The sequence below is a fragment of the Franconibacter sp. IITDAS19 genome, from assembly GCF_023079515.1.
GTDB lineage: Bacteria > Pseudomonadota > Gammaproteobacteria > Enterobacterales > Enterobacteriaceae > Franconibacter > Franconibacter pulveris.
Genome location: NZ_JALJCP010000003.1, coordinates 285,755 through 308,978, shown reverse-complemented (window position 1 = coordinate 308,978; position 23,224 = coordinate 285,755). Strand labels below are relative to the sequence as shown.

23 protein-coding genes, 1 tRNA gene and 1 CRISPR repeat array are annotated in these 23,224 nt (G+C 55.8%); of the genes, 12 read left to right on the top strand and 12 right to left on the bottom strand.

The features are described from left to right. Positions 1-2: 2 nt before the first annotated feature. Positions 3-1,304: an inorganic triphosphatase gene (locus MT962_RS11160; protein ID WP_247365604.1), complete on the bottom strand. Its 1,302-nt coding sequence runs from the start codon at positions 1,302-1,304 to the stop codon at positions 3-5. A 248-nt stretch (positions 1,305-1,552) separates the two neighbouring features. Here MT962_RS11160 and MT962_RS11155 point away from each other — a divergent pair, with 248 nt between their 5' ends. Next, positions 1,553-2,173: a TIGR04211 family SH3 domain-containing protein gene (locus tag MT962_RS11155; RefSeq protein WP_024558913.1), complete on the top strand. Its 621-nt coding sequence runs from the start codon at positions 1,553-1,555 to the stop codon at positions 2,171-2,173. A 96-nt stretch (positions 2,174-2,269) separates the two neighbouring features. Then, positions 2,270-3,517 (top strand): multifunctional CCA addition/repair protein, encoded by a 1,248-nt coding sequence (locus MT962_RS11150; RefSeq protein ID WP_024558912.1) that lies wholly within the window; start codon positions 2,270-2,272, stop codon positions 3,515-3,517. A 4-nt stretch (positions 3,518-3,521) separates the two neighbouring features. Here the strand turns inward: MT962_RS11150 and bacA are convergent, their stop codons facing one another. Both bacA and folB read right to left on the bottom strand, forming a co-directional pair. Continuing rightward, the gene (gene bacA, locus MT962_RS11145; protein ID WP_024558911.1) at positions 3,522-4,340 is read right to left on the bottom strand and encodes an undecaprenyl-diphosphate phosphatase; all 819 of its coding nucleotides are present in this window, start codon (positions 4,338-4,340) and stop codon (positions 3,522-3,524) included. Between the two features lie 126 nt (positions 4,341-4,466). After that, positions 4,467-4,826: a bifunctional dihydroneopterin aldolase/7,8-dihydroneopterin epimerase gene (gene folB, locus MT962_RS11140; protein WP_029591105.1), complete on the bottom strand. Its 360-nt coding sequence runs from the start codon at positions 4,824-4,826 to the stop codon at positions 4,467-4,469. Between the two features lie 106 nt (positions 4,827-4,932). On the opposite strand from folB, the gene plsY reads away from it, so the two are divergent. Beyond that, on the top strand, positions 4,933-5,559 hold the full coding sequence (plsY, locus tag MT962_RS11135) for a glycerol-3-phosphate 1-O-acyltransferase PlsY (protein WP_024558909.1): 627 nt from the start codon (positions 4,933-4,935) through the stop codon (positions 5,557-5,559). A 33-nt stretch (positions 5,560-5,592) separates the two neighbouring features. Here the strand turns inward: plsY and tsaD are convergent, their stop codons facing one another. Next, on the bottom strand, positions 5,593-6,609 hold the full coding sequence (gene tsaD / locus MT962_RS11130) for a tRNA (adenosine(37)-N6)-threonylcarbamoyltransferase complex transferase subunit TsaD (RefSeq protein ID WP_028019989.1): 1,017 nt from the start codon (positions 6,607-6,609) through the stop codon (positions 5,593-5,595). Between the two features lie 35 nt (positions 6,610-6,644). Between tsaD and MT962_RS11125 the strand changes: the two genes are divergently transcribed. The 5 genes from MT962_RS11125 to MT962_RS11105 all read left to right on the top strand — a co-directional run bounded on the left by MT962_RS11125 (position 6,645) and on the right by MT962_RS11105 (position 11,586). Continuing rightward, the gene (locus MT962_RS11125) at positions 6,645-6,806 is read left to right on the top strand and encodes a hypothetical protein (RefSeq protein ID WP_154663432.1); all 162 of its coding nucleotides are present in this window, start codon (positions 6,645-6,647) and stop codon (positions 6,804-6,806) included. Positions 6,807-6,858: 52 nt separating this feature from the next. Next, positions 6,859-7,074 carry a 30S ribosomal protein S21 gene (rpsU, locus tag MT962_RS11120; protein ID WP_001144069.1) on the top strand — a complete coding sequence of 72 codons (216 nt, stop codon included), beginning with the start codon at positions 6,859-6,861 and terminating at the stop codon, positions 7,072-7,074. 114 nt (positions 7,075-7,188) lie between these two features. Then, positions 7,189-8,934, top strand: a complete 1,746-nt coding sequence (gene dnaG / locus MT962_RS11115; RefSeq protein WP_247365603.1) for a DNA primase — start codon at positions 7,189-7,191, stop codon at positions 8,932-8,934. 152 nt (positions 8,935-9,086) lie between these two features. Continuing rightward, positions 9,087-10,925 carry an RNA polymerase sigma factor RpoD gene (gene rpoD / locus MT962_RS11110; protein WP_024558907.1) on the top strand — a complete coding sequence of 613 codons (1,839 nt, stop codon included), beginning with the start codon at positions 9,087-9,089 and terminating at the stop codon, positions 10,923-10,925. Between the two features lie 235 nt (positions 10,926-11,160). Next, on the top strand, positions 11,161-11,586 hold the full coding sequence (locus MT962_RS11105; protein ID WP_024558906.1) for a hypothetical protein: 426 nt from the start codon (positions 11,161-11,163) through the stop codon (positions 11,584-11,586). A gap of 260 nt (positions 11,587-11,846) precedes the next feature. Here the strand turns inward: MT962_RS11105 and mug are convergent, their stop codons facing one another. Next, positions 11,847-12,353, bottom strand: a complete 507-nt coding sequence (mug, locus tag MT962_RS11100; RefSeq protein WP_024558905.1) for a G/U mismatch-specific DNA glycosylase — start codon at positions 12,351-12,353, stop codon at positions 11,847-11,849. Positions 12,354-12,480: 127 nt separating this feature from the next. Between mug and MT962_RS11095 the strand changes: the two genes are divergently transcribed. Beyond that, a tRNA-Ile gene (locus MT962_RS11095) sits at positions 12,481-12,556 on the top strand. Between the two features lie 147 nt (positions 12,557-12,703). On the opposite strand, the gene MT962_RS11090 is transcribed toward MT962_RS11095, so the two are convergent. After that, the gene (locus MT962_RS11090; RefSeq protein ID WP_247365601.1) at positions 12,704-13,030 is read right to left on the bottom strand and encodes a DUF1493 family protein; all 327 of its coding nucleotides are present in this window, start codon (positions 13,028-13,030) and stop codon (positions 12,704-12,706) included. Next, on the bottom strand, positions 13,024-13,473 hold the full coding sequence (locus MT962_RS11085) for an STM2901 family protein (RefSeq protein ID WP_024558903.1): 450 nt from the start codon (positions 13,471-13,473) through the stop codon (positions 13,024-13,026). The genes MT962_RS11090 and MT962_RS11085 overlap by 7 nt, the downstream gene beginning before the upstream one ends. A gap of 338 nt (positions 13,474-13,811) precedes the next feature. Between MT962_RS11085 and MT962_RS11080 the strand changes: the two genes are divergently transcribed. Both MT962_RS11080 and MT962_RS11075 read left to right on the top strand, forming a co-directional pair. Beyond that, a complete protein-coding gene (locus tag MT962_RS11080) occupies positions 13,812-14,180 on the top strand; it encodes a hypothetical protein (RefSeq protein ID WP_029590473.1) in 369 nt (122 codons plus the stop codon). Further along, positions 14,177-14,686 carry a YbjP/YqhG family protein gene (locus MT962_RS11075; RefSeq protein WP_073859885.1) on the top strand — a complete coding sequence of 170 codons (510 nt, stop codon included), beginning with the start codon at positions 14,177-14,179 and terminating at the stop codon, positions 14,684-14,686. Before MT962_RS11080 ends, MT962_RS11075 begins: the two co-directional genes overlap by 4 nt. A 39-nt stretch (positions 14,687-14,725) precedes the next feature. On the opposite strand, the gene MT962_RS11070 is transcribed toward MT962_RS11075, so the two are convergent. Next, a complete protein-coding gene (locus MT962_RS11070; RefSeq protein WP_152526317.1) occupies positions 14,726-15,241 on the bottom strand; it encodes a hypothetical protein in 516 nt (171 codons plus the stop codon). A gap of 199 nt (positions 15,242-15,440) precedes the next feature. On the opposite strand from MT962_RS11070, the gene MT962_RS11065 reads away from it, so the two are divergent. Further along, the gene (locus MT962_RS11065; protein ID WP_247365599.1) at positions 15,441-15,626 is read left to right on the top strand and encodes a YlcI/YnfO family protein; all 186 of its coding nucleotides are present in this window, start codon (positions 15,441-15,443) and stop codon (positions 15,624-15,626) included. A 118-nt stretch (positions 15,627-15,744) separates the two neighbouring features. After that, positions 15,745-20,226: direct repeats of the CRISPR family, unit length 28 nt; unit sequence GAAACACCTCCACGGGCGTGGAGAAGAC. 55 nt (positions 20,227-20,281) lie between these two features. On the opposite strand, the gene cas2e is transcribed toward MT962_RS11065, so the two are convergent. The 4 genes from cas2e to cas7e are packed head-to-tail and all read right to left on the bottom strand — an operon-like array spanning position 20,282 to position 23,215. Next, positions 20,282-20,572, bottom strand: a complete 291-nt coding sequence (gene cas2e / locus MT962_RS11060; RefSeq protein ID WP_247365598.1) for a type I-E CRISPR-associated endoribonuclease Cas2e — start codon at positions 20,570-20,572, stop codon at positions 20,282-20,284. After that, positions 20,569-21,429, bottom strand: a complete 861-nt coding sequence (cas1e, locus tag MT962_RS11055; RefSeq protein WP_024558897.1) for a type I-E CRISPR-associated endonuclease Cas1e — start codon at positions 21,427-21,429, stop codon at positions 20,569-20,571. Before cas1e ends, cas2e begins: the two co-directional genes overlap by 4 nt. 46 nt (positions 21,430-21,475) lie before the next feature. Further along, positions 21,476-22,174, bottom strand: coding sequence for a type I-E CRISPR-associated protein Cas5/CasD (cas5e, locus tag MT962_RS11050; protein ID WP_247365597.1), 699 nt, complete (start codon positions 22,172-22,174; stop codon positions 21,476-21,478). A 3-nt stretch (positions 22,175-22,177) separates the two neighbouring features. After that, the gene (gene cas7e, locus MT962_RS11045; RefSeq protein ID WP_247365596.1) at positions 22,178-23,215 is read right to left on the bottom strand and encodes a type I-E CRISPR-associated protein Cas7/Cse4/CasC; all 1,038 of its coding nucleotides are present in this window, start codon (positions 23,213-23,215) and stop codon (positions 22,178-22,180) included. Positions 23,216-23,224: the final 9 nt, after the last annotated feature.

The window sequence follows — 23,224 nt, the reverse complement described above, 5'->3', positions numbered from 1 at the left end:
GGTTATTTTTTCCCGCTGTGCAGCCAGAACGGCGCCTGCGAGATAGCCTCGTTGCGGAAATGTTCAATTTCAATACGCTGGCGGGTTTCGATGGCGTGGCGCAGCCCCTGCCAGTTATCCAGCCAGAAAAGCGCGACGGTATCGTCATAAACGCCCGCCAGCAGACGCAGCGCGTGAAGCTCGCGGGCGAGGCGCGGCAGCTGGTCGCTATAACGGTCGCCGAGCGGTTGCGCAAAGGCGCTTTTCAGCTCTGAGGCGTGGCGAGAGAGGTTTATGTCGGCAAAGCGTTTGAACGAGTCCGCCATTTTCTGGCGCGCTTTCTCATCAAGAAACGGCTGCCAGCCGCGCGAAACCAGCCAGTCGGTGAGCGCCAGCCGGGCGGTGCTTTGTTCAGCGCCGTAAGCCACGGTCTCCGCCGACGCTTCCGAAGCAAGCGAGGCCTCGCACTGGGTCAGCAGGTCACGTAAGCGAGTGCTCGCTTTTCTTGGCACGATAGCGCCGAAGAGCGCCAGCGTATGGCGCACCAGGCCAATGGCTTCCTGCACCTGATATTTCGCTTTTCCATTGCCGCGCAGCCACAGCTCTTCATGCCAGAGCCAGTGGTCCAGCGCCAGTTCCAGCGCCGCTTCCATTCCCTGCTCGACCGTGGCTTTCGGCGGCACCTTAAGCAGCGTCAGCGGCTTAAGTTCACGCGCCGGATTGCCCTGGGCCAGGTGATAGCCACGCGCCGCTTTGCTGAGGTTGCCCTGACGCAGGCCGGGCTGTGAAACCAGCTGGCGCGCCAGCTTCAGCACATCCGCCGGGTTGCCGGAAAGCAGTTCCAGCTCCAGCTCGCAGATGGGCTCGCGGTGTTCATCGGCCTTGACCTCTCCCAGGTCGAGCGCAAGCTCAATACGGCTTTCACCGTGAGTAACCACCCACTTTTCGCGATGAAAATCGGTGCTGAACAGCGGCTGTGCGGCCGCCTGCATCGCCTGCGGGGTTAGCCCTTCCGGCCAGATTTCCGCCGGGAAACGGGCCAGATCGAGCTCGGGCTTTTCCAGCTCAATATTGTACTCGGGCCGCTGATGAAGGCCGCCAACCGTACGACCCGCCACTTTAATCGTCATCTCATAGCGGCCATTATCGCCGCGAATGCGCAGGCCCATGCCGTGCTGACGCAGCTGCTTATCCGGCGTTTCATAATAGATGTTAAGAAGCTGGCGAGGCGCGCTGTGTTCGGCGCTAAGGCCGCCCAGCGTCGCGCGCAGCGCATCAACATGGGCGGGATGGACGATAAATTTGAGTTCGATTTCCTGAGCCATAGTCTCTGATTTCTGGTTGCGTCACACCGGAAGAAATTCCAGCGAACTTAATAGCCTGGTATTTGTCAGTAGATAGTATTTTGCGGCAAATTGCCATGTTTCAGGTAGATAAGCCGTCGCAAAACCCTTGAGCCACGGGGGCAGCGCGCGAAGGATGACCAGGATGATTCTCATTCAGGTTTGCGCTTTGCATCGTCAGACTGTTGCCACTACCATCGTTCCACATTTATGACAATAATGACCCGATAATGCAGAAATTACGCCTCATTTGCTTCTCTTTGTTCGCTCTTGGCATTACCGCCGCGGCCCATGCGGATGAAAAACGTTATGTCTCAGACGAGCTGAATACCTGGGTGCGCAGCGGCCCGGGAGATAACTATCGCCTGGTCGGCACGCTGAACGCCGGCGAGGAAGTCACTCTGCTGCAAAGCAATGACAATACCAATTACGGCCAGGTGCGCGACAGCAACGGCCGCACCGCGTGGATCCCGCTCGCGCAGTTAAAAGCGGAACCCAGCCTGCGCACCCGGGTGCCGGACCTGGAAAACCAGGTCAATACGCTGACCGAAAAGCTCAACAATATCGACGCGACGTGGAACCAACGCACCGCCGACATGCAGAAAAAGGTGGCGGCGAGCGACGGCGTGATCAACGGCCTGAAAGAAGAAAATCAGAAGCTGAAAAACGAGCTTATTGTGGCGCAGAAGAAAGTGAACGCCGCCAATATTCAGCTGGATGACAAACAGCGCACCATTATTATGCAGTGGTTTATGTATGGCGGCGGCGTACTGGGCGTAGGGCTGCTGCTGGGTCTGTTGCTGCCGCACATGATCCCAAGCCGCAAGCGCAAAGACCGCTGGATGAGTTGATCCCTCACGGGCAGCGCTACGCTGCCCTTTTCTTTCGCCATCTCCTCTACACTTACGTATTATCTGTCGGCAAATTGTAAAGCTGGAGAATGTTGGGTGAAGAGTTATCTGGTGGGTGGTGCGGTACGGGACGCCCTGTTGGGCTTACCGGTGAAGGACAGAGATTGGGTGGTCGTCGGCGCCACGCCGCAGGAGATGCTCGATAACGGCTATCAACAGGTGGGACGGGATTTCCCGGTCTTTTTGCATCCACAAAGCCACGAAGAGTACGCGCTGGCGCGCACCGAGCGTAAATCGGGCCAGGGCTATACCGGCTTCACCTGCTACGCGGCGCCGGATGTCACGCTGGAGCAGGATTTGCTGCGCCGCGATCTCACCATCAACGCTATCGCCCAGGATGAAAACGGCGATTACATTGACCCTTACCATGGCCGCGCCGACATTGAAAAACGGCAGCTGCGCCACGTCTCCCCCGCTTTTGGGGAAGATCCGCTGCGCGTGCTGCGCGTCGCCCGTTTCGCCGCCCGCTACGCGCATCTTAATTTCCGCATCGCGCCGCAAACTCTGGAGCTCATGCGCGAAATGGCGCGCAACGGCGAGCTGGAGCACCTGACGCCGGAGCGCGTATGGAAAGAGACAGAAAACGCGCTCACCAGCCGCAACCCGCAGGTCTTCTTCATGGTGCTTCGCGAATGCGACGCGCTGAAAGTGCTGTTCCCGGAGCTGGACGCGCTGTTTGGCGTCCCTGCGCCAGAGAAATGGCACCCGGAGATCGACACCGGCATTCACACCTTGATGACGCTCTCGATGGCGGCGATGCTAAGCCCGGCGGTAGACGTGCGTTTCGCCGCGCTTTTGCATGATCTCGGCAAAGGGCTGACGCCGAAACACCTCTGGCCGCGCCATCATGGCCACGGCCCGGCGGGCGTACGGCTTGTGGAGCGGGTCTGCCAGCGACTGCGCGTGCCGAATGAAATTCGCGATCTCGCAAAGCTGGTGGCAGAGTTCCATGACCTTATCCATACCTTCCCTATGCTTAAGCCGCGCACCATCGTAAACCTTTTCGACGCCATCGACGCCTGGCGCAAGCCGCAGCGCGTGGAGCAAATCGCCATTACCAGCGAAGCGGACGTGCGCGGGCGCACCGGCTTTGAAGCGAACGATTACCCGCAGGGGCGTTTGCTGCGCGAAGCCTGGGAAGTGGCGAAAAGCGTTTCGTCAAAAGAGGTAGTGGCCGCAGGCTTTACCGGCGCGGAGATTCGCGAAGAATTAACCAAACGGCGCATTCGCGCCGTGGCGAACTGGAAAGCGGAACGTTGCCCCCAGCCGCAGGCTGAGGGCTGACGCCTTACATAAAGACGAGGTAAACCGCGCCCGCCACGATAAAACGGTAGATGGCGAACGGAATAAACGAGATGCGCTTGATGATATGCAGGAAAGTTTTGATCGCTATCAGCGCCACGATAAACGCAGTAATGAAGCCCACCGCGAACATCGGCAGATCGTGCATCGTCAGAAAGCCGATGCTCTTGTAGAGGTCAAGCGCGGTGGCGCCCATCATCATCGGCACCGCCAGCAGGAACGAGAACTCGGAAGCCGCATAACGGCTCACGCCCATCAGCATGCCGCCGGAAATGGTCGCCCCCGAACGGGAGAAGCCCGGCCATAACGCCAGACACTGGAAGCAGCCAATCATAAACGCCTGACGGTAAGTCATGTCGTCGATGCCGAGCGCGCGAGGCTCTTTTGGCTTCAGGCATTCGGCGGCAATCAGCAGCAGACCGCCCACGACCAGCGCATACATAACGTTTATCGGGTTAAACAGCGACTTAATGGCGTCATGGAACACCAGCCCCAGCACGACGGCGGGCACCATGCCGAGCAGAATGTGAATCAAAGAGAGACGGCCTTTACCAGCGCCTTCGTGCACAGGGTGGCCGAAATGAATGCCGATGAGCCCAAACAGGCGGCGCCAGAACATCACCACCACAGCCAGAATGGAACCGAGCTGGATAACCACCTCAAAGGTTTTCGCCGTTTCGCCTTCAAAGCCCAACAGGTGGCCGACAATAATCATATGACCAGTGCTGGAGACCGGCAGAAACTCCGTTAACCCCTCGACCACGCCCAGTATCGCCGCCACGAGCAGCGAATGCATATCACTCATTAACTTACCCTCGTACCCCAAAAAAATGACATAAAAAAACGGCTGGCGTATCACGACAACCGCGAAAGGTCCTGCTGTAAGACCGGTATGCCCGCGTTTGGTTTAATCATTATTAAACTAAATGATTTATTTCGGATTATTGCCACGCTCAATAATTACGCCGACGTTAACCGCCTGCGCCACCGCGCCGGGCTTGCTGACTTTAAGACGTACCCAGGGCGCGCCGAAGCGCGTAAGGATGAGCTGCGCCACCTCTTCAGCCACGCGCTCGACCAGCGCGAAGCGGCCATTTTCCACGTGATTTAAAACGGCTTCCGTCACGTCGGCATAGCTCAGGCAGTCGTTAACATCGTCGCTGCCCGCCGCCGCCCGGTTATCCCAGGCGATTTCGATATCGAACACCAGCTTTTGTTGAATAGTCTGTTCCCAGTCATACACGCCAATAGTGGTAATTACCGAAAGCTGCTCTATAAATACAATATCCATCACGCCCTGCCTGTTTTTAGGTCAGCCGGATACCACTTCCGGCGAAATATGCGTATTATCCACAGATGCAGCAAATAAAACGACATTTTCACAACGGAACAGCGTCATGAGTGCAATCGCGCCTGGAATGATCCTCCTCGCGTATCTTTGCGGCTCAATTTCCAGCGCCATTCTGGTCTGCCGCATCGCGGGTCTGCCGGACCCTCGCGACAGTGGATCCGGCAATCCCGGAGCGACCAACGTTTTGCGAATTGGTGGTAAGGGAGCAGCCGCAGCGGTACTGATTTTCGACGTCCTGAAAGGGATGCTGCCAGTCTGGGGCGCTTATGCGCTGGGCGTAACGCCGTTCTGGCTCGGGCTTATCGCCATTGCCGCCTGCCTTGGCCACATCTGGCCGGTTTTCTTTCATTTTCGCGGCGGCAAAGGGGTCGCCACCGCCTTTGGCGCTATTGCGCCGATTGGCTGGGACTTAACCGGCGTGATGGCGGGCACCTGGCTGCTGACAGTGCTTTTAAGCGGCTATTCGTCGCTCGGCGCGATAATTAGCGCGCTGGTGGCGCCTTTTTACGTCTGGTGGTTCAAGCCGCAGTTCACCTTCCCGGTTTCCATGCTCTCCTGCCTGATTCTTCTGCGCCATCACGATAATATCCAGCGTCTCTGGCGCGGTCAGGAAACCCGCATCTGGGAAAAGCTTCGCAAAAAGCGCGCGCTGAAGGCACAAAAAAAGGAGTGATGATTCACTCCTTTTTTATTGGCTCGCAGCGGTTTACTGCGCTGGCGGCAGCTCAGCCAGTGGCCAGCGCGGGCGCACGGTCACGCCCAGACCCGCCGCCCCGCCCGCCTTCAGACGCACCATACCGGCGTAGGCTATCATCGCGCCGTTGTCGGTGCAGAATTCAGGACGCGCATAGAAGACTTCGCCTTTACGCTTCTCCATCATCTCCGCGAGGCGTGCGCGCAGCGTGCGATTAGCGCTCACGCCGCCTGCCATCACCAGACGTTTAAAGCCGGTTTGATCGAGCGCGCGACGGCATTTGATCATCAGCGTGTCTACCACGGCGTCTTCGAAAGCGCGGGAGATATCAGCACGGGTCTGGTCGTCATTGCCGTTATCGCGAATGGTATTGGCGGCAAAGGTTTTCAGGCCGGAGAAACTAAAATCAAGCCCCGGGCGGTCGGTCATCGGACGCGGGAAGGTAAAACGCCCCGCCACGCCCTGCGCCGCCAGTTTTGACAGCATCGGGCCGCCAGGGTAATCCAGCCCCAGCAGCTTGGCGGTTTTGTCGAATGCTTCGCCTGCGGCGTCATCAATAGATTCGCCGAGCAGTTCATATTCGCCAATGCCGGTTACGCTAATCAACTGGGTATGGCCGCCGGAAACCAGCAGCGCCACAAAGGGGAATTCCGGCGGGTTATCTTCCAGCATCGGGGCCAGCAGGTGCCCTTCCATATGGTGCACCGGAATCGCCGGCACATCCCAGGCGAACGCCAGCGCGCGGCCGACGGTGGCGCCGACCAGCAACGCGCCGACAAGCCCCGGGCCTGCGGTATAGGCCACCGCGTCTATCTCCTGCGCGGCGAGATTCGCCTCTTTCAGCGCCGCCTGAATCAACGGCACGGTTTTGCGCACGTGGTCGCGCGAGGCGAGCTCCGGCACCACGCCGCCGTAGTCAGCGTGCAGTTTCACCTGACTATACAATTGGTTGGCTAACAGCCCTTTCTCATCGTCATAAATGGCGATGCCGGTTTCATCACAGGATGTCTCAATACCCAGTACACGCATGGCTTTTTTTACCTCTTTCGCATGGCGCGCAGTGTATGACGGTACGCCTGCGATGTAAAACTTTGCTCAACCCAGGCGGGCGCTTCATGTATAATCTTGCCCCCTGGAAGCGTCTGCACAAAAAGCAGGTTTTGCCGCTGCTGATGCTTTACAAAGCAGCAGCAATTGCAGTAAAATTCCGCACCATTTTGAAATAAGCTGGCGTTTTGATGCCAGCAGCAAACCGAATTAATCAAAGGTGAGAGGCACATGCCGGTAATTAAAGTACGTGAAAACGAGCCGTTCGACGTAGCACTGCGTCGCTTCAAGCGTTCCTGCGAGAAAGCAGGTGTTCTGGCGGAAGTTCGTCGTCGTGAGTTCTATGAAAAACCGACTACCGAACGTAAACGCGCCAAAGCTTCCGCAGTGAAACGTCACGCGAAGAAACTGGCTCGCGAAAACGCACGCCGTACTCGTCTGTACTAATTCCCTGAGGGGGCGCTCCCCTCAGCGACAGACCGAGTAGTAGTTGTAGAGGCCGTGCTTCCGAAAGGAATGCGCGGCTTATTTTCGTTTATGGACTGATAAAAAACGGGGCTTATGGCTGGACGAATCCCACGTGTCTTTATCAATGACCTGTTGGCTCGCACCGATATTGTCGACCTGATTGATGCGCGCGTGAAGCTCAAAAAACAGGGCAAGAATTACCATGCGTGCTGTCCTTTCCATAACGAGAAAACCCCCTCTTTCACCGTAAACGGTGAAAAACAGTTTTATCACTGCTTCGGCTGCGGCGCGCACGGCAACGCCATCGACTTTCTGATGAACTACGACAAGCTCGAGTTCGTGGAAACCGTCGAAGAACTGGCGGCCATGCACAACCTCGAAGTGCCTTATGAAGCAGGCAACGGCCCAAGCCAGATTGAACGCCATCAGCGCCAGACGCTGTACGAGCTGCTCGACGGCCTGAACGCGTTTTATCAGCAAGCGCTGGCGCAACCGGGCGCCGAACCGGCAAGGCAGTATCTGCAAAAGCGCGGGTTGAGCGAAGAGGTGATCCGCCATTTCGCTATCGGCTACGCGCCGCCGGGCTGGGATAACGTGCTTAAGCGCTTCGGCGGCAACAGCGAAAACCGCAAATCGTTAATCGATGCGGGCATGCTGGTGACCAACGACCAGGGCCGCAGCTACGACCGTTTCCGCGAGCGGGTGATGTTCCCCATTCGCGACAAACGAGGCCGCGTGATTGGCTTTGGCGGCCGCGTAATGGGCGATGCCCTACCGAAGTATCTGAACTCTCCGGAAACCGAGATTTTCCACAAAGGCCGCCAGCTGTATGGCCTTTATGAAGCACAGCAAAGCAATCAGAACCCGCCCCGCCTGCTGGTGGTGGAAGGGTATATGGACGTTGTCGCGCTGGGCCAGTATGGCATTAACTATGCGGTAGCCTCGCTCGGCACGTCGACGACCGCGGAGCATATCCAGATGCTCTTCCGGGTGACCAATACCGTCATCTGCTGTTACGACGGCGACCGCGCGGGCCGCAGCGCAGCCTGGCGCGCGCTGGAAACCGCCCTGCCGTACATGACCGACGGCCGTCAGCTACGCTTTATGTTTCTGCCCGAGGGCGAAGACCCGGATACGCTGGTGCGCAAAGAGGGCAAAGCGGCGTTTGAACAACGAATGGAACAGGCGCAGCCGCTTTCCACTTTCCTGTTCAACAGCCTGCTGCCGCAGGTGGACTTAAGCTCGCCGGACGGCCGCGCGCAGCTCAGCACGCTGGCGCTGCCGTTAATCAGCCAGGTGCCAGGCGAAACGTTGCGTATTTATCTGCGCCAGGAGCTTGGCAACAAGCTCGGCATTCTGGATGACAGCCAGCTTGAGCGGCTGATGCCCAAACAATCGGATAATGCCCAATCGCGCCCGGCGCCAACGCTAAAACGCACAACCATGCGTATACTGATAGGGTTACTGGTGCAGAACCCCGAGCTGGCGCCGCTGGTGCCGTCGCTCGCCGGGCTTGATGAGAGCAAATTACCCGGCCTCGCGCTTTTCGCCGAGCTGGTAAAGACGTGTCTTTCTCAGCCTGGTCTGACCACCGGACAGTTGCTTGAGCATTATCGCGGCACAAAAGAGGCCGCTACCCTTGAAAAACTCGCAACATGGGACGATATAGCAGATAAGGACATTGCAGAAAAAACGTTCACGGACTCGCTGGACCATCTTTTCGATTCAGCGCTGGAGTTGCGATTAACGGAATTGATCGCCCGCTCGCGTACCCATGGGTTAACGCCGGCGGAGCGTGAAGAAGTTCGCGTGATAACTGAAGCACGCGCTAAAAAATAAATTTCCGCGGCTTAATTGCCGATTATATATCGGGACACCCCCGAAAGCCGCATGCCGGGCAGCGGCAACAAAAGAAATTAGCCCGCAATGCTATTGTTGGCGGCAACGCCTACCGACACCAACCCTCATGAAATAAGTGTGGATACCGTCTTATGGAGCAAAACCCGCAGTCACAGCTGAAGCTTCTTGTCACTCGTGGTAAGGAGCAAGGCTATCTGACCTATGCTGAGGTCAATGACCATCTGCCGGAAGATATTGTCGACTCCGACCAGATCGAAGACATCATTCAGATGATCAACGACATGGGCATCCAGGTAATGGAAGAGGCCCCGGACGCCGACGATCTGATGCTGGCGGAAAACACAGCGGACGAAGATGCTGCCGAAGCCGCCGCGCAGGTGCTTTCCAGCGTGGAATCTGAAATCGGGCGTACCACCGACCCGGTGCGCATGTACATGCGCGAAATGGGTACCGTTGAACTTCTGACGCGTGAAGGCGAAATCGACATCGCTAAACGCATCGAAGACGGTATCAACCAGGTACAGTGCTCTGTTGCAGAATACCCGGAAGCGATCACCTATCTGCTGGAGCAGTACGATCGCGTAGAAGCAGGCGAAGCGCGCCTGTCCGACCTCATCACCGGCTTTGTCGATCCGAACGCGGAAGAAGACATGGCGCCGACCGCCACCCACGTTGGCTCTGAACTCTCTCAGGAAGAGATGGACGACGACGAGGATGAAGACGAAGAGTCTGACGACGACAGCAGTGATGACGACAACAGCATCGACCCGGAACTGGCGCGCGAGAAGTTTGTAGAGCTGCGCACCCAGTACGAGGTCACCCGCGACACCATTAAAGCCAAGGGCCGCAGCAATGCCGCCGCTCAGGAAGAGATCCTGAAGCTGTCTGAAGTGTTCAAGCAGTTCCGTCTGGTGCCGAAGCAGTTCGATTACCTGGTGAATAATATGCGCGCCATGATGGACCGCGTGCGTACCCAGGAACGCATCATCATGAAGCTGTGCGTTGAGCAGTGCAAAATGCCGAAGAAGAACTTCATCACGCTCTTCACCGGCAACGAGACCAGCGAAACCTGGTTCAACGCCGCTATCGCCATGAACAAACCATGGTCTGAGAAGCTCCATGAAGTGACGGAAGATGTGCATCGCAGCCTGCAAAAGCTGCAGCAGATTGAAGAAGAGACCGGCCTGACCATCGAGCAGGTGAAAGACATCAACCGTCGCATGTCTATCGGCGAAGCGAAAGCCCGCCGTGCGAAGAAAGAGATGGTGGAAGCGAACCTGCGTCTGGTGATTTCTATCGCCAAGAAATACACCAACCGTGGTCTGCAGTTCCTCGACCTGATTCAGGAAGGCAACATCGGCCTGATGAAAGCGGTGGATAAGTTTGAATATCGCCGTGGCTATAAGTTCTCCACTTACGCCACCTGGTGGATCCGTCAGGCTATCACCCGCTCTATCGCCGACCAGGCGCGTACCATCCGTATTCCGGTGCATATGATTGAGACCATCAACAAGCTCAACCGTATTTCGCGCCAGATGCTGCAGGAGATGGGCCGTGAGCCGACGCCGGAAGAGCTGGCCGAGCGCATGCTGATGCCGGAAGATAAAATCCGCAAGGTGCTGAAAATCGCCAAAGAGCCAATCTCCATGGAAACGCCGATTGGCGACGATGAAGATTCGCATCTGGGCGATTTTATCGAGGATACCACCCTCGAGCTGCCGCTGGACTCCGCGACCACGGAAAGCCTGCGCGCCGCCACGCACGACGTGCTGGCAGGCCTGACCGCTCGCGAAGCGAAAGTGCTGCGTATGCGTTTCGGTATCGACATGAACACCGACCATACGCTGGAAGAAGTGGGTAAACAGTTCGACGTTACCCGCGAACGTATCCGTCAGATCGAAGCGAAGGCGCTGCGTAAGCTGCGTCACCCGAGCCGCTCTGAAGTGCTGCGCAGCTTCCTTGACGATTAATCGTCGCTTTCTGACTAAGCCCTCCTCGCGAGGGCTTTTTTATTGTCGTTTTTCTGCGCGACCGATATCCTGCTGTAAAATCACGCTTTACCGGGCCGCTTTGTTTTTGTGAGCCCGCCGGTTAGTTAAGCAAAATTCATTTGTCAGAATTATCTTTCATCATGTAACTTCCCTCTGTTTGAGCCAATCGAACCGGCTTCGTGTGTTTTTTGACACAGCAAGGGACCCCATACGAATGAAAAAAATGATGCTTGTGACGCTATGCGTCGTTCTGGCAGGCTGCGTAAATAAATCTCAGAAACCCACTTCTCTGGTTACGCCCGCGCCTGCTCAGCCTGCCGCTATCGCGCCGCAGCCGCCAGCGCCGCCTGCCCGCACCGAGCCGGATAATAATGGCCTGATGGCGCAGGAGACCTGCCGCAAGGAGCTTGAAGCCCTGCGGGCCTACGGGCCGCGCACCTACAACCGCTACGCGAGCGAGATGGCGACACTGACTGCGAAAACCAGCAAGTTTCTCTCAGTAAAAGAGGATTTGAACCCGCGCATCAACGACATCGTGATGAGCGCTTACCAGTCTCGCATGCAGACGCTGTGCTACAAGATTGAAGCGTCACTCGGCCAGATGCTGGTCGACCAGGCCACGGCCAGCCTCGCTGACTAACATAAAAAACCGCCTCTCAGCAGGCGGTTTTTTTAAGGAATGCGCGGCGGTTATCGCTCACCTCTGCAGAACCAGTCAGCAAAGCGCTACCCGCGACGCCTGCTTCATACGGTATTCACGTCGTAGGGGGGCAGCGAAGCGACGCCTGCCGTCACAACACAACCTTTCCTGAGGCTTTTCCCTCTCTTCCCTTTGGGGAGAAGGTCGGGGCGAGGGGATAGGGTTTAGCAGAACAAAAAGCGTAGCGCCTGCGCCCTCTCCTACCGTCCGCGCATGGCCAGCGCTTCGTCCAGCTCGCGATAAGACTCCACCAGTTTTTCCAGCGAAGCGCGGTTTAACCCGCTAGGATTCGGCAGCACCCATACTTGCGTTTCACCAATCGTTATATTCTGCTTTCCCCACTTCACGCCGCGCTGGCTGAACGCCTGCTCAAACGCTTTCTTGCCCAGCACCGCCAGCGCCTGCGGCTGGTACTGCTCAATCTTTTTTACAAGCAAACGCCCGCCTTCGTGCAACTCCTGCTTTTCCACCTCGCTTGCCTGCACCGTGGGGCGCTCAACCAGCATGGTGATGCCACAGCGGGTATCCAGCAGCTCGTGCTCTTCTTCAGGCTTGAGTTGCCGTTCGGTAAACCCGGCCTGATGGATAACCTTCCAGAAGCGGTTGCCCGGATGGGCGAAGTGATACCCGGTGTGCGCCGACGACTTGCCGGGGTTAATTCCACAAAAAACCACGCGCAGCCCTGGCGCGATAATATCGGTAATCATATTCTTGCCTTGATAACTTACGGATTCCTAAAGTATAAGGCCTGGCAAGCAGGTTGCTTAGAAAAACAGCACCCGTTACCGCTTAGGCTGGATTGGCACCGCCACTTCCTTTATAATCCAGCGCCACGGCCCCTTAGCTCAGTGGTTAGAGCAGGCGACTCATAATCGCTTGGTCGTTGGTTCAAACCCAACAGGGGCCACCAAATTTTAGCTGTAAAATCATATAATTAAGCCACCTCGCAAGGGTGGCTTTTTTGTTTTTCAGATTTGAGTGGCAGCAAAATGACGCCAGACGCTCAGGGCTGCCATTAGTCATTGGATGGGCAGTTCGCTTAGTTTTGCAGGCTGGACTAATCAAACAACCATTTTCCGGCGCGTGCAGAGTCAGCAAACATCTTTACCGTCAGAGGCAGACTTACCTGATTAACCGTTTTTGTTGTAAACCACTTGCGGAAAAACCAGGGGATCTCCCATGGATAATAGTTATCAAAGTTAAGAGCAGAAATATCAACATTAAAATGCTCGCTGTATTTATTAATTACTCTTACTAAATCATCTGCTGGAGCATACTCTTGCAATACATCATTCATTTCCAGGGGAATAGGTTTCAGACGTAAGGTTGCAAGAACAGGTAACTCTTTACGAAAGAAAGATAAGACCTCTTCATTGTTTACCATATTTTATCGTCTCCCCTTGCAATCTTATTGTATTTATTGATAGCACCGAAAGTGATTACCGTAACATCTTTTGCTAAAAGAGCCCAGCCTAACAAAGGTACGGTACGGCCAACGAAAGCACCAAGATTTGTAACCATCATTGGCTTAAGGGTTCTGATACTCGCATTCGTAAGCGTAGGCAAAGGGCGTGGAAGCTCAATGTTAAGCCAACGCCTCGCGGCTACCGATGCGATCGAAGTACCCGGCGTTGCCCCCCTAAATTTACCTCTGGTCTTTATTAGTGGCTGTCCAAGCAAAATAAGTGCAAGAGTAGTAAAGTTAGAACATCCACCAAAGTAACCATCAATTTCTTCCAGTAAAATCCAAAAGAAAAGTTCTCCCGCAGAAACATTTATTATTCCCTTGTAAAAATAGGTCCCATTAAGTTCTTCAACAGTATCCATCATTGCTGACCTTGCAAAATGCAGAATCGCATTCTTGATAAAACAATAATAATCCACCCTAACATATGAATGAAAATTAATACCATATATTAATTAAAAAGCCACTACCCACCACAACTTTCAGAACCCCTATAAAGCTAACCCGTTACACGACATTGCAATAATACCGCTCGTCATAACGCCTTACCGGTACAGCAACCTACAATTTTAAAAACGAATATGTTCAAGCCTCGTAATACATATTATTAATGACATTTTTAGCCTAACCAGACCGCTTCATCCCACAATTATTATTCACTCTCTTCAACACGCCCTCATTTATTAAAAAGGAATGAGAAATGGGCTGGAATAAATTTGCTGCGGCAGCTTATGCCCGTCACAATGCCAGGGCGTCGTCTCACGGCATTTGTGCAACCTATGTGCGGCTGGCGATTCGGGCAGGCGGCATTGAATTGCCGATAACCCACTTTGCTAAAGATTATGGGCCAGTGCTTATTCACGCGGGCTTTCGTCCCCTTAAGCCTGGCGAGACGCCGCAGACGGGTGATATCGTGGTGATACAGCCCAGGCCTGGCGGCAACCCCGCAGGGCATATCGCCCTGTTCGACGGCTCAACGTGGTACTCCGATTTCCGCCAGCGCGACATGTGGGGCGGCCCCGGTTACCGGCAGGCAAAACCGTCTCATGTAATTTACAGGATGCCATGATGAGAATAATGATGCTGGCGCTGGCTTTTATGCTGGCGGCGTGTAGTTCAGGCAAAAACGACGTACAGAGCCGGGTTGCTGCTTTTTATCAGCAACATCTTTCGCATATTTCTGCGTCGGATAATGATAAGCCCCGCAGCGAAGAGTCGTTTTACAGGAACTATGTCTCAGCCGAAACGCTGTCACGGCTGGATAAAATAAGCGCGCTTCACGAGCAGGAAATTCTCAGCGCCGATTACTTCTCGTATACGCAGGACTATGCACCTGAGTGGATATCCCGCCTGAAAACCGGCGCGGCGACCGATTTTATGGGCGGCAAAGTAATGGATGTCTGGCTCGGCATTGAAAATAACCAGCGCATGCAGCTGCGTGTTTATCTGCGCCTTGAGGATAACGTCTGGAAGATTTATCGGGTGCGGGATATTACCGATAACTATGAACAGCCCATTTTCAATAACGCGGCCATAAAGCGCGCCGAAGCGTGGTCGGCGCATCTGAACGATTAAGCCCGCCTCTGGCGGGCTGTCTGCTTTTTATAAACCGCTTCAGTTTGCCTGCCCTTCCGCGTGCCAGAACTGCGGCGCGGTCAGCGTGTCAGTCTGGTAGTTCACCAGTTCAAACAACAGACCCGCCATAATTTTCTCCTGCTGCGGCGCAAGGGTTCTGCTTAGCAGGATCTGCGTTAATGTGTGGCAGTAATCCGCCAGGCTATCCGCGTCAGGTGAAAAGTCGCAGGCCTGCTCTTTCGGAGGTTCAGTAGAGGTCAGCGCTTGCCGCTGCGCCCCGGTGAGGTCCTCTTCCAGGTTATCGCGCAGCAGACGGAGCGCCAGCGCCAGCCGCCCGGCCAGCGCCAGGCGAGCGGTGGTGTTGCGCGTCTCGAGCAGTTCCGCCGCCAGTTCAGAACACACCGGCGCCAGCGCCAGGAAGTCCATCCCCTGATGCAAGGGTCGGGTGAGCAGAACTTCGATCGTAATGTCGCCCAGTTCGGGCGGGAAAATATCCTGAAAGGCGGGATGGATAAATTCAGGGCGTGCGGGTGTGGTACTATTGACGTTAGCCATAGCTGTTACTCCGATTAACAAGTTGTGGTGAGAGGCCCGGTTAGTGCGTCAACACTGCCGGGCTTCGCTATTAGGTTTCCTGCTTAGGTGCAAGTCACCAACAAAGGTGAGTCTATCGCAAGGTGACTCCCACCTCAAGATTTCACATTCCCTTTTTCCTGTGCATAATGACACCCACCTAATGCAAGGAGTCTCAGTTATGGCAACGGGTACGACTAATAACAAATCTCGACAAAAAACAGCGAGAATCCCTCTCGATGTCCTTGAAGAGGTCGAGTTAGTAAAAGAAGAAGGCGAAAGCGATGCGCAATTTATCGTTACTTCTATGCGGGGCGAGATAAAGCGCCGCCAGCGCCAAAAAAAGCAGGAGACGCCGAAAGGCTGAACCACACTTACCGAAAGGGCCGGGAATATCCGGCCCTTTTTGTTGGTCAGGTGTGCAAATCAGGTTTTGCGAAAACAACCCCATGCAAACCGCATATTTTTAATCCGCGAGTTGGACGGAAACACTTCCACGGGCGTGGAGAAGACCTGCTGGCCTCTAAAGCCTTCATCTCTCGCCTGGAAACACCTCCACGGACGTGGAGAAGACCCAGTGGCAGCGAAACGCCGTTTATGTCCATGGGAAACACCTCCACGGACGTGGAGAAGACTAATGGACGTGTTGAATGTTTCGCCGATGGAAGGAAACACCTCCACGGACGTGGAGAAGACCGACGCCCCCCGTCTCAAAGAGGTCTATCTCGGGAAACACCTCCACGGACGTGGAGAAGACTGAAAAAGGGATGCCTCACTGGATGCGCTCAGAGAAACACCTCCACGGACGTGGAGAAGACGTCTGCCAGATTAGTCATGCTCGATTGAAGGCGGAAACACCTCCACGGACGTGGAGAAGACTCGCAGATAGTCGCGTCTACCATTGCCAGGTCAGAAACACCTCCACGGACGTGGAGAAGACCACCCCAGATTTTTTAACCCGGTCTGCGAGTTGGAAACACCTCCACGGACGTGGAGAAGACCAGCGAGGAAGGCCTTAACGTCTGCTGCTGTGAGAAACACCTCCACGGGCGTGGAGAAGACCCTGTTGGTTTTTCGCGGTATTCTGCTCGGGAAGAAACACCTCCACGGGCGTGGAGAAGACGCCGTTTGGCCGCTAAAGCGCAATTGCCCGACAGAAACACCTCCACGGGCGTGGAGAAGACTACGCCGGGCTCAAGCGGTGACGGGTGCGCGGGGAAACACCTCCACGGGCGTGGAGAAGACTGACGCGGGCGAGCTGCAACGCCGCGCCGCCAGGAAACACCTCCACGGGCGTGGAGAAGACCTGGGTGATGCGCTTCATTGCTTGCCCTCTTTGGAAACACCTCCACGGGCGTGGAGAAGACCGCAATTCATCAGAGTCTCCGTCGCGAGCGTTAGAAACACCTCCACGGGCGTGGAGAAGACCTCCCGGCACCGCCCGAAGAGATTGATTACCCGGAAACACCTCCACGGGCGTGGAGAAGACTTGAGGACATCAAACCGGCGTTTACGTTTGTTTAGAAACACCTCCACGGGCGTGGAGAAGACGTCGCCCAGTTCTGCAAGACTAAGATCCACTTCGAAACACCTCCACGGGCGTGGAGAAGACCAAACAAAGTTAGCGGGGATGAGGTGATGAAGGGAAACACCTCCACGGGCGTGGAGAAGACTCCTGGGAATTATCAATACGCTGAAGTACGTCGGAAACACCTCCACGGGCGTGGAGAAGACGCTATGTCGGTCATGCGGCGCGCTCCTCTTTAAGAAACACCTCCACGGGCGTGGAGAAGACTCTGGAAGCTTGTTAGCGTGGCGCTTTCCGGCGGAAACACCTCCACGGGCGTGGAGAAGACCGCCCTCAAAGGTTGTTATCGTTGCGTCGGGATGAAACACCTCCACGGGCGTGGAGAAGACTGACGGGCAAAGACCACACAGCCTGAAAATTTAGAAACACCTCCACGGGCGTGGAGAAGACCGGCCTGAAAACCGCCCCGGTGCTCGTCAATCGGAAACACCTCCACGGGCGTGGAGAAGACCGATTGTCGTCACGGCTCAGCACGTCCCACATAGAAACACCTCCACGGGCGTGGAGAAGACGTGGGTGGTGTTGCCAGATCTCGTAACGTCGCAGAAACACCTCCACGGGCGTGGAGAAGACGAGACAAGCCAAGCTGGCCGATGGTCGGCGTGGGAAACACCTCCACGGGCGTGGAGAAGACGTCGTTGAGGTGAAGCGATGAACAACAACGATAGAAACACCTCCACGGGCGTGGAGAAGACTGCGCACTAAGAGCCTGGCGGGGGCGTCACGCGGAAACACCTCCACGGGCGTGGAGAAGACCGTCAAGGCCATCACTCGCCCCCTGTCTCAAGGGAAACACCTCCACGGGCGTGGAGAAGACAATCAGGCTCAGGGACGGACACGATACGTTTGAGAAACACCTCCACGGGCGTGGAGAAGACCCGTACACAGTTGAGCCCAGGCGATTAACTCAGAAACACCTCCACGGGCGTGGAGAAGACTTCGCGTCGATACGCAAAAAACGGCGGCCGTCGGAAACACCTCCACGGACGTGGAGAAGACTGTCGCCGCTCATGCAAAATCTGCGGCGTAAAAGAAACACCTCCACGGACGTGGAGAAGACAATGCGTTGCTTGAATCGGACCCGGCTATGAAGGAAACACCTCCACGGACGTGGAGAAGACTCCCGCCGCCAATTTTCTCGGCCGCGGCCCATAGAAACACCTCCACGGACGTGGAGAAGACCTGAAAGAATAGAGTCGAGACCTGAACCACAGGGAAACACCTCCACGGACGTGGAGAAGACCAAACTCCGTGGTGACAACAGCGTGGGCATGGTGAAACACCTCCACGGACGTGAGAAGACGACTTGATATCCGCCAGGTATTTCGCCGCCTCGGAAACACCTCCACGGACGTGGAGAAGACTACCAGGTGCCGAGAACGTGGCACTCTTCTACAGAAACACCTCCACGGACGTGGAGAAGACCCAGGCGCTCGAGGCGTGAGCGGGTGCGGCGGAGAAACACCTCCACGGACGTGGAGAAGACCATCAACGGTTTGCCCGCCAGCAGCAGCCAGGCGAAACACCTCCACGGGCGTGGAGAAGACCTATTTTGCCGCTGCGCCGCCTGGTTCTTTTTGAGAAACACCTCCACGGGCGTGGAGAAGACCCTGACCAGCGACGATTACGACGTACTGGTGGCGAAACACCTCCACGGGCGTGGAGAAGACTGGCCTTTTTGCGATATCCCTGACCGCCCTCTGGAAACACCTCCACGGGCGTGGAGAAGACGCGCGCTCGGCAGCGGTGCCGTACTGCGTGATAGAAACACCTCCACGGGCGTGGAGAAGACCTGATAGGCATCCTCACTACTATCGGCGCGGGGGAAACACCTCCACGGGCGTGGAGAAGACTCAGCGTCGCGCTTAATGTCGCCCTGCGACTTGGAAACACCTCCACGGGCGTGGAGAAGACATCCCAGTCAGCGTCGCGGTGCGCTGGTCTGCAGAAACACCTCCACGGGCGTGGAGAAGACGAGGACGTTGCCCGCCGCGTAGCGACCGAGTGGGAAACACCTCCACGGGCGTGGAGAAGACCAGACCATCCTAACTACCACCCCGACGCACTGAGAAACACCTCCACGGGCGTGGAGAAGACGATGCCAATAAGGGTATTTCCGCCGCCACTGAGGAAACACCTCCACGGGCGTGGAGAAGACGGCGTAAAAGTCGCGCCACGCGCCCCTTTTTTCGGAAACACCTCCACGGGCGTGGAGAAGACTCGATTCTGTTCTGTTCATGCGCACTTTATAACGAAACACCTCCACGGGCGTGGAGAAGACGATGTCGTCCTCTGGCACGCCATCCATCAGGCAGAAACACCTCCACGGGCGTGGAGAAGACTCTTCAACGCCGCGCAACTGGCACAAGAAGCAAGAAACACCTCCACGGGCGTGGAGAAGACGAGGCCGCAAACGTGGCCTCTCTTATCGCTGAAGAAACACCTCCACGGGCGTGGAGAAGACATCCCAATCGAGTGGGGCGGCGACTGGACGACGGAAACACCTCCACGGGCGTGGAGAAGACCAACGGCAGGCACAATCGATAATCACCGGCGCGGAAACACCTCCACGGGCGTGGAGAAGACCGTATGCCGCCCGCCGGCTTACTGAACAGCAGAGAAACACCTCCACGGGCGTGGAGAAGACGAGCTGCGATTCACGCTGTGAGTGACTTCCTTGGAAACACCTCCACGGGCGTGGAGAAGACTACCGTTCTCCCGCCCCCCGGCCGCCTGGAGTAGAAACACCTCCACGGGCGTGGAGAAGACTTTATCTCTCAATATCTATTTATCCCTCAATTAGAAACACCTCCACGGGCGTGGAGAAGACCGCTCAATAACGACATCCCGCCCACCAACGCCAGAAACACCTCCACGGGCGTGGAGAAGACATCAGGCTCCGCCCGCTCCCGCGCTTTGCGGTAGAAACACCTCCACGGGCGTGGAGAAGACTGTCGCACAAATCCCGCACCTGAGCGGTAGTGAGAAACACCTCCACGGGCGTGGAGAAGACCAAGCGAACGGGCATAAATATACGCGTGACGGAGAAACACCTCCACGGGCGTGGAGAAGACCGAACGATTTTGGTAAGACCGTCGCTGGCGGCGGAAACACCTCCACGGGCGTGGAGAAGACTCTCCCCCGCTGATTTTCCCTTCTCGTCGATGAGAAACACCTCCACGGGCGTGGAGAAGACCCTCGCTCTGTTCGTCAACCCACGCAAACACGAGAAACACCTCCACGGGCGTGGAGAAGACCAGACCATGTTTCTGTATCTTCTGCGCAGATTGGAAACACCTCCACGGGCGTGGAGAAGACGAGTCTGAAATAATGCGTTTCAGAACGTCAAAAGAAACACCTCCACGGGCGTGGAGAAGACACCAATATATTGTTAAAGAACATCAGTTGCGACCTGGATAGTGTGGTTTTGGCAACTATTCAGATTTTAATAATTTTTCAATCACCAGCTGTAAGCCGGATATTTCACAAAGATCTCTATCGGGCATCCCGATAGTTCGAATCTCATAACCCGGCGGCTCAGAAAGGCTTTTAAAAATAATCCCGCCTGCATGAGCAGAGCAGTGGCTTAACAGATACTCCACCACATGACACGCGACTGCGTCCTTAACGCCTGAAACGAACACATTGGCTCTCGGCTCAACAAACCACAGCTTCATACGTCCGCGTACGGCAGGCGGAAGGTTATTTGCCACAACCACTATCATCTCTTCCGCTCTCCCAGTAACTGCGTAATGTCTCTGGCGACCACAGAGAGAAGATCCATGGCGATAACCCGCTCACGAAAGCGTTTCGCCAGCAGGTGTTTATCATATTGCCCCGCCATCTCTTTATTCAGCGCAAAAGCCAAATCAATGGAAAGCTCTGCTTTATAGAGATCGGCCAGATCATAGATAAACGGCAACGGCGAGCCCGTATGGATAAACCCGATATGCGCAGAGTAGCCCATAGCGTGAATAGCGGAACAGAGAATGCCGTAAAGGGCCGCATTGGCCGAAGTCAGGATCTGGTTTGTGGTGTCGCTAAGCTCAAACTTGTTGGGTACAAATTGCCTGCCTTTCCAGCCAACGCCGTACTGTTGCGCTTTTTCCTGATACAACGCGCGAACCCGGTTGCCCTCCATGCCCATCATCTCTTTCAGGCTTTTGTCCGTCAGTTCGGCATCCGGAAAACGTCTCGCGAACATCGCACGCGCAATCTCAAGCGCGCGTTTTTTATCGCATGCCAATTCCATCTGACGCCGGAAATTACGGCTATCGGCCGTCGGCTGAAAACCGGCGGCATAAAATAACAGGCTATCTTCACCCACCCAGCAAAGCGAGCAGTTGGCCGCCGCCGCTGTTTTTACCGCTTCGTGAGTAATAGAGGTTCCGGGGCCTAATAATAATGTGTTGAGCGTGGCTACTGGCAATCGAACCACATTGCCTTCGGCATCCAGCCATTTAAGACTGCTGTCGTCAATTTCCAGCCGCCCGCGCTCCAGATAGATAAATGGATATTTATCTTTTACCTGCGGTAAAGACTCCCGGGTAATTTTGACAAACAACCTTTGACCTTGCGCCATCGTTCCTCCCTGAATAAGCGGGCTACGTTTCCGTAGCCCGCATCTCCTATGCATAAACCAGCGTGACCTGCCTGTCCCGGTAGCGCTTATCCGTGCCAAACTGTAACGGCACATCGTTCAGCGTCAGCACCTCTCCGTTTTCAGGCGCCGCGCCGCAAATCACTTCAAAATGCAGATGACGATTTTTCTCCTGCATCAGCGCATCGCAGTGCGCCAGCGCCTGCTGCCTGTCCGCATAAACGCCCTGGCCGATGAGTTCCGTCGGCGCACAGCTCTTGCGCCCCAGCGACAGCGTCCAGACCGGGTCGGCAAGCACGCCGGCAAGGCGCTTAGCTAACGTCTCTTCAAGCGCGACAATAACGGCGAAAGCCTGGTCCTGGAGATAGTAGCGGTAGGTCATTTTGGTCCCGCCGCCCACCGGTTTTTTCCCCTCATTCGTTTTGGGAATGAGCAAGAGCTGCCACGGGTCGCTTTCATCATAGCCGCTGCCCACCATGTGGAAATCACGGAGCGGCGCAGACGGAGGGAGATCGTGTCGCGCCAGCGCACGGACATACCATTCTCCTTGCGTGAGCGAGGCCAACAGTTCCCGCTGCTCACCGCCTGCGCCCAGCGCCGCGCAAAGCAGCCCGCAAACACCGGACATCGTAGGGAAAGGCAGCGTATCACGGCGACCAAAGCGGGAGTCGTGCCCCCAGCTTTGTAATGGGCCCTCCAGCCAGAGGAGCAAGTAATGCTCATTCATGGCTTACTCCACATGACGCTGCAGGTCGTCAATCAGCGCATCGATGGAATAATTTTCATCAAGCCCCCATTCGTAATCGCCACGCTTGCCAAACAACGAACCGCTGAGTTTTTCTTTCTTATTAAGCCAGGCCTGCAGTTCACGAATACTGGGCTGCAGATATCCGCCTTGTTCGGCTTTTACGGGCGTCTCAAACGGCGCCTGTAAACGCTGCCCCTGACGCACCAGCACCCTGGCGTACTCCCAGGGGCTGGCACCAGACTGTGTGGTCTGGCGTGCAGCAGGCTGAGCGACGAACAGCGCTTTCGTAAAGGTTGCAACCGCTTTGCGCAGTTGTTCCTGACTGGCGGGCGATTCATCTGACCCAAGCGTCTGAGCCAGTTGCCCGAGGTCAAGGCTGATATAGCGATAATAGGTAGCGGCATTAAACTCCAGGCTTCCCATATGCGCCGATCCTGACTCTTCCTGCCTGTCATCCAGCGCGGTGAAGAATTCCACTTCATTACTGACTTTATGAGTGGAAATAGCGTGGCTGAATGAAGATGCCGCTTCAACATTCATCTCCGCCGCTTTTGCCACCATGCGGCCGAATAATGCGATATCCAGCGCGTCCAGGTTGGGGTTAAGGATTTTCTTCGCCGCTTTCGTCAGCTCTTTTATAGTCATTTTCCCGGCGTCAAACGCGTTTGCCTGCGCAAGTGCGGCAAACGCGGCCGCTTCGCTCTCGCTGATGAACAGCAGCGTGTCGTCCGACAACAGCTCGGCTATTTTTCCGGCGCACGCGTCGGCCTGTTCCTGCGATGCGCCCAACGCGATGCAGTGAGGGTGGATCAGTTCCTTAACCTTTTTTGTTCGCACGCCAAGCTTTACACCAAATGTGTGTAGCGCTAAACGCACCTGCCGCTTCCAGCACTGAGAGCTGACGCGAGCGCGAGAAACGCCCCCGACAATAGCGCTCTTCGGCGCGCCAACGTCGTCACGATTTAAGCAAGTAACAGGAAAAGATTGCAGAATGTGAAACTCAATATGGGTGTTGTTCATAACAAATCC

Excerpts from the sequence above, each read along its gene's own strand:
- MT962_RS11065 (WP_247365599.1), top strand. The coding sequence starts at position 15,441 with ATGGCAACGGGTACGACTAATAACAAATCTCGACAAAAAACAGCGAGA.
- MT962_RS11075 (WP_073859885.1), top strand. The coding sequence starts at position 14,177 with ATGATGAGAATAATGATGCTGGCGCTGGCTTTTATGCTGGCGGCGTGT.
- MT962_RS11160 (WP_247365604.1), bottom strand. The coding sequence starts at position 1,304 with ATGGCTCAGGAAATCGAACTCAAATTTATCGTCCATCCCGCCCATGTT.
- rpoD (WP_024558907.1), top strand. The coding sequence starts at position 9,087 with ATGGAGCAAAACCCGCAGTCACAGCTGAAGCTTCTTGTCACTCGTGGT.
- bacA (WP_024558911.1), bottom strand. The coding sequence starts at position 4,340 with ATGAGTGATATGCATTCGCTGCTCGTGGCGGCGATACTGGGCGTGGTC.
- mug (WP_024558905.1), bottom strand. The coding sequence starts at position 12,353 with ATGATTACCGATATTATCGCGCCAGGGCTGCGCGTGGTTTTTTGTGGA.
- MT962_RS11090 (WP_247365601.1), bottom strand. The coding sequence starts at position 13,030 with ATGGTAAACAATGAAGAGGTCTTATCTTTCTTTCGTAAAGAGTTACCT.
- folB (WP_029591105.1), bottom strand. The coding sequence starts at position 4,826 with ATGGATATTGTATTTATAGAGCAGCTTTCGGTAATTACCACTATTGGC.
- plsY (WP_024558909.1), top strand. The coding sequence starts at position 4,933 with ATGAGTGCAATCGCGCCTGGAATGATCCTCCTCGCGTATCTTTGCGGC.
- rpsU (WP_001144069.1), top strand. The coding sequence starts at position 6,859 with ATGCCGGTAATTAAAGTACGTGAAAACGAGCCGTTCGACGTAGCACTG.
- cas7e (WP_247365596.1), bottom strand. The coding sequence starts at position 23,215 with ATGAACAACACCCATATTGAGTTTCACATTCTGCAATCTTTTCCTGTT.
- cas5e (WP_247365597.1), bottom strand. The coding sequence starts at position 22,174 with ATGAATGAGCATTACTTGCTCCTCTGGCTGGAGGGCCCATTACAAAGC.
- cas1e (WP_024558897.1), bottom strand. The coding sequence starts at position 21,429 with ATGGCGCAAGGTCAAAGGTTGTTTGTCAAAATTACCCGGGAGTCTTTA.
- MT962_RS11070 (WP_152526317.1), bottom strand. The coding sequence starts at position 15,241 with ATGGCTAACGTCAATAGTACCACACCCGCACGCCCTGAATTTATCCAT.
- MT962_RS11085 (WP_024558903.1), bottom strand. The coding sequence starts at position 13,473 with ATGGATACTGTTGAAGAACTTAATGGGACCTATTTTTACAAGGGAATA.
- MT962_RS11080 (WP_029590473.1), top strand. The coding sequence starts at position 13,812 with ATGGGCTGGAATAAATTTGCTGCGGCAGCTTATGCCCGTCACAATGCC.
- tsaD (WP_028019989.1), bottom strand. The coding sequence starts at position 6,609 with ATGCGTGTACTGGGTATTGAGACATCCTGTGATGAAACCGGCATCGCC.
- MT962_RS11155 (WP_024558913.1), top strand. The coding sequence starts at position 1,553 with ATGCAGAAATTACGCCTCATTTGCTTCTCTTTGTTCGCTCTTGGCATT.
- MT962_RS11105 (WP_024558906.1), top strand. The coding sequence starts at position 11,161 with ATGAAAAAAATGATGCTTGTGACGCTATGCGTCGTTCTGGCAGGCTGC.
- cas2e (WP_247365598.1), bottom strand. The coding sequence starts at position 20,572 with ATGATAGTGGTTGTGGCAAATAACCTTCCGCCTGCCGTACGCGGACGT.
- MT962_RS11125 (WP_154663432.1), top strand. The coding sequence starts at position 6,645 with ATGACGGTACGCCTGCGATGTAAAACTTTGCTCAACCCAGGCGGGCGC.
- dnaG (WP_247365603.1), top strand. The coding sequence starts at position 7,189 with ATGGCTGGACGAATCCCACGTGTCTTTATCAATGACCTGTTGGCTCGC.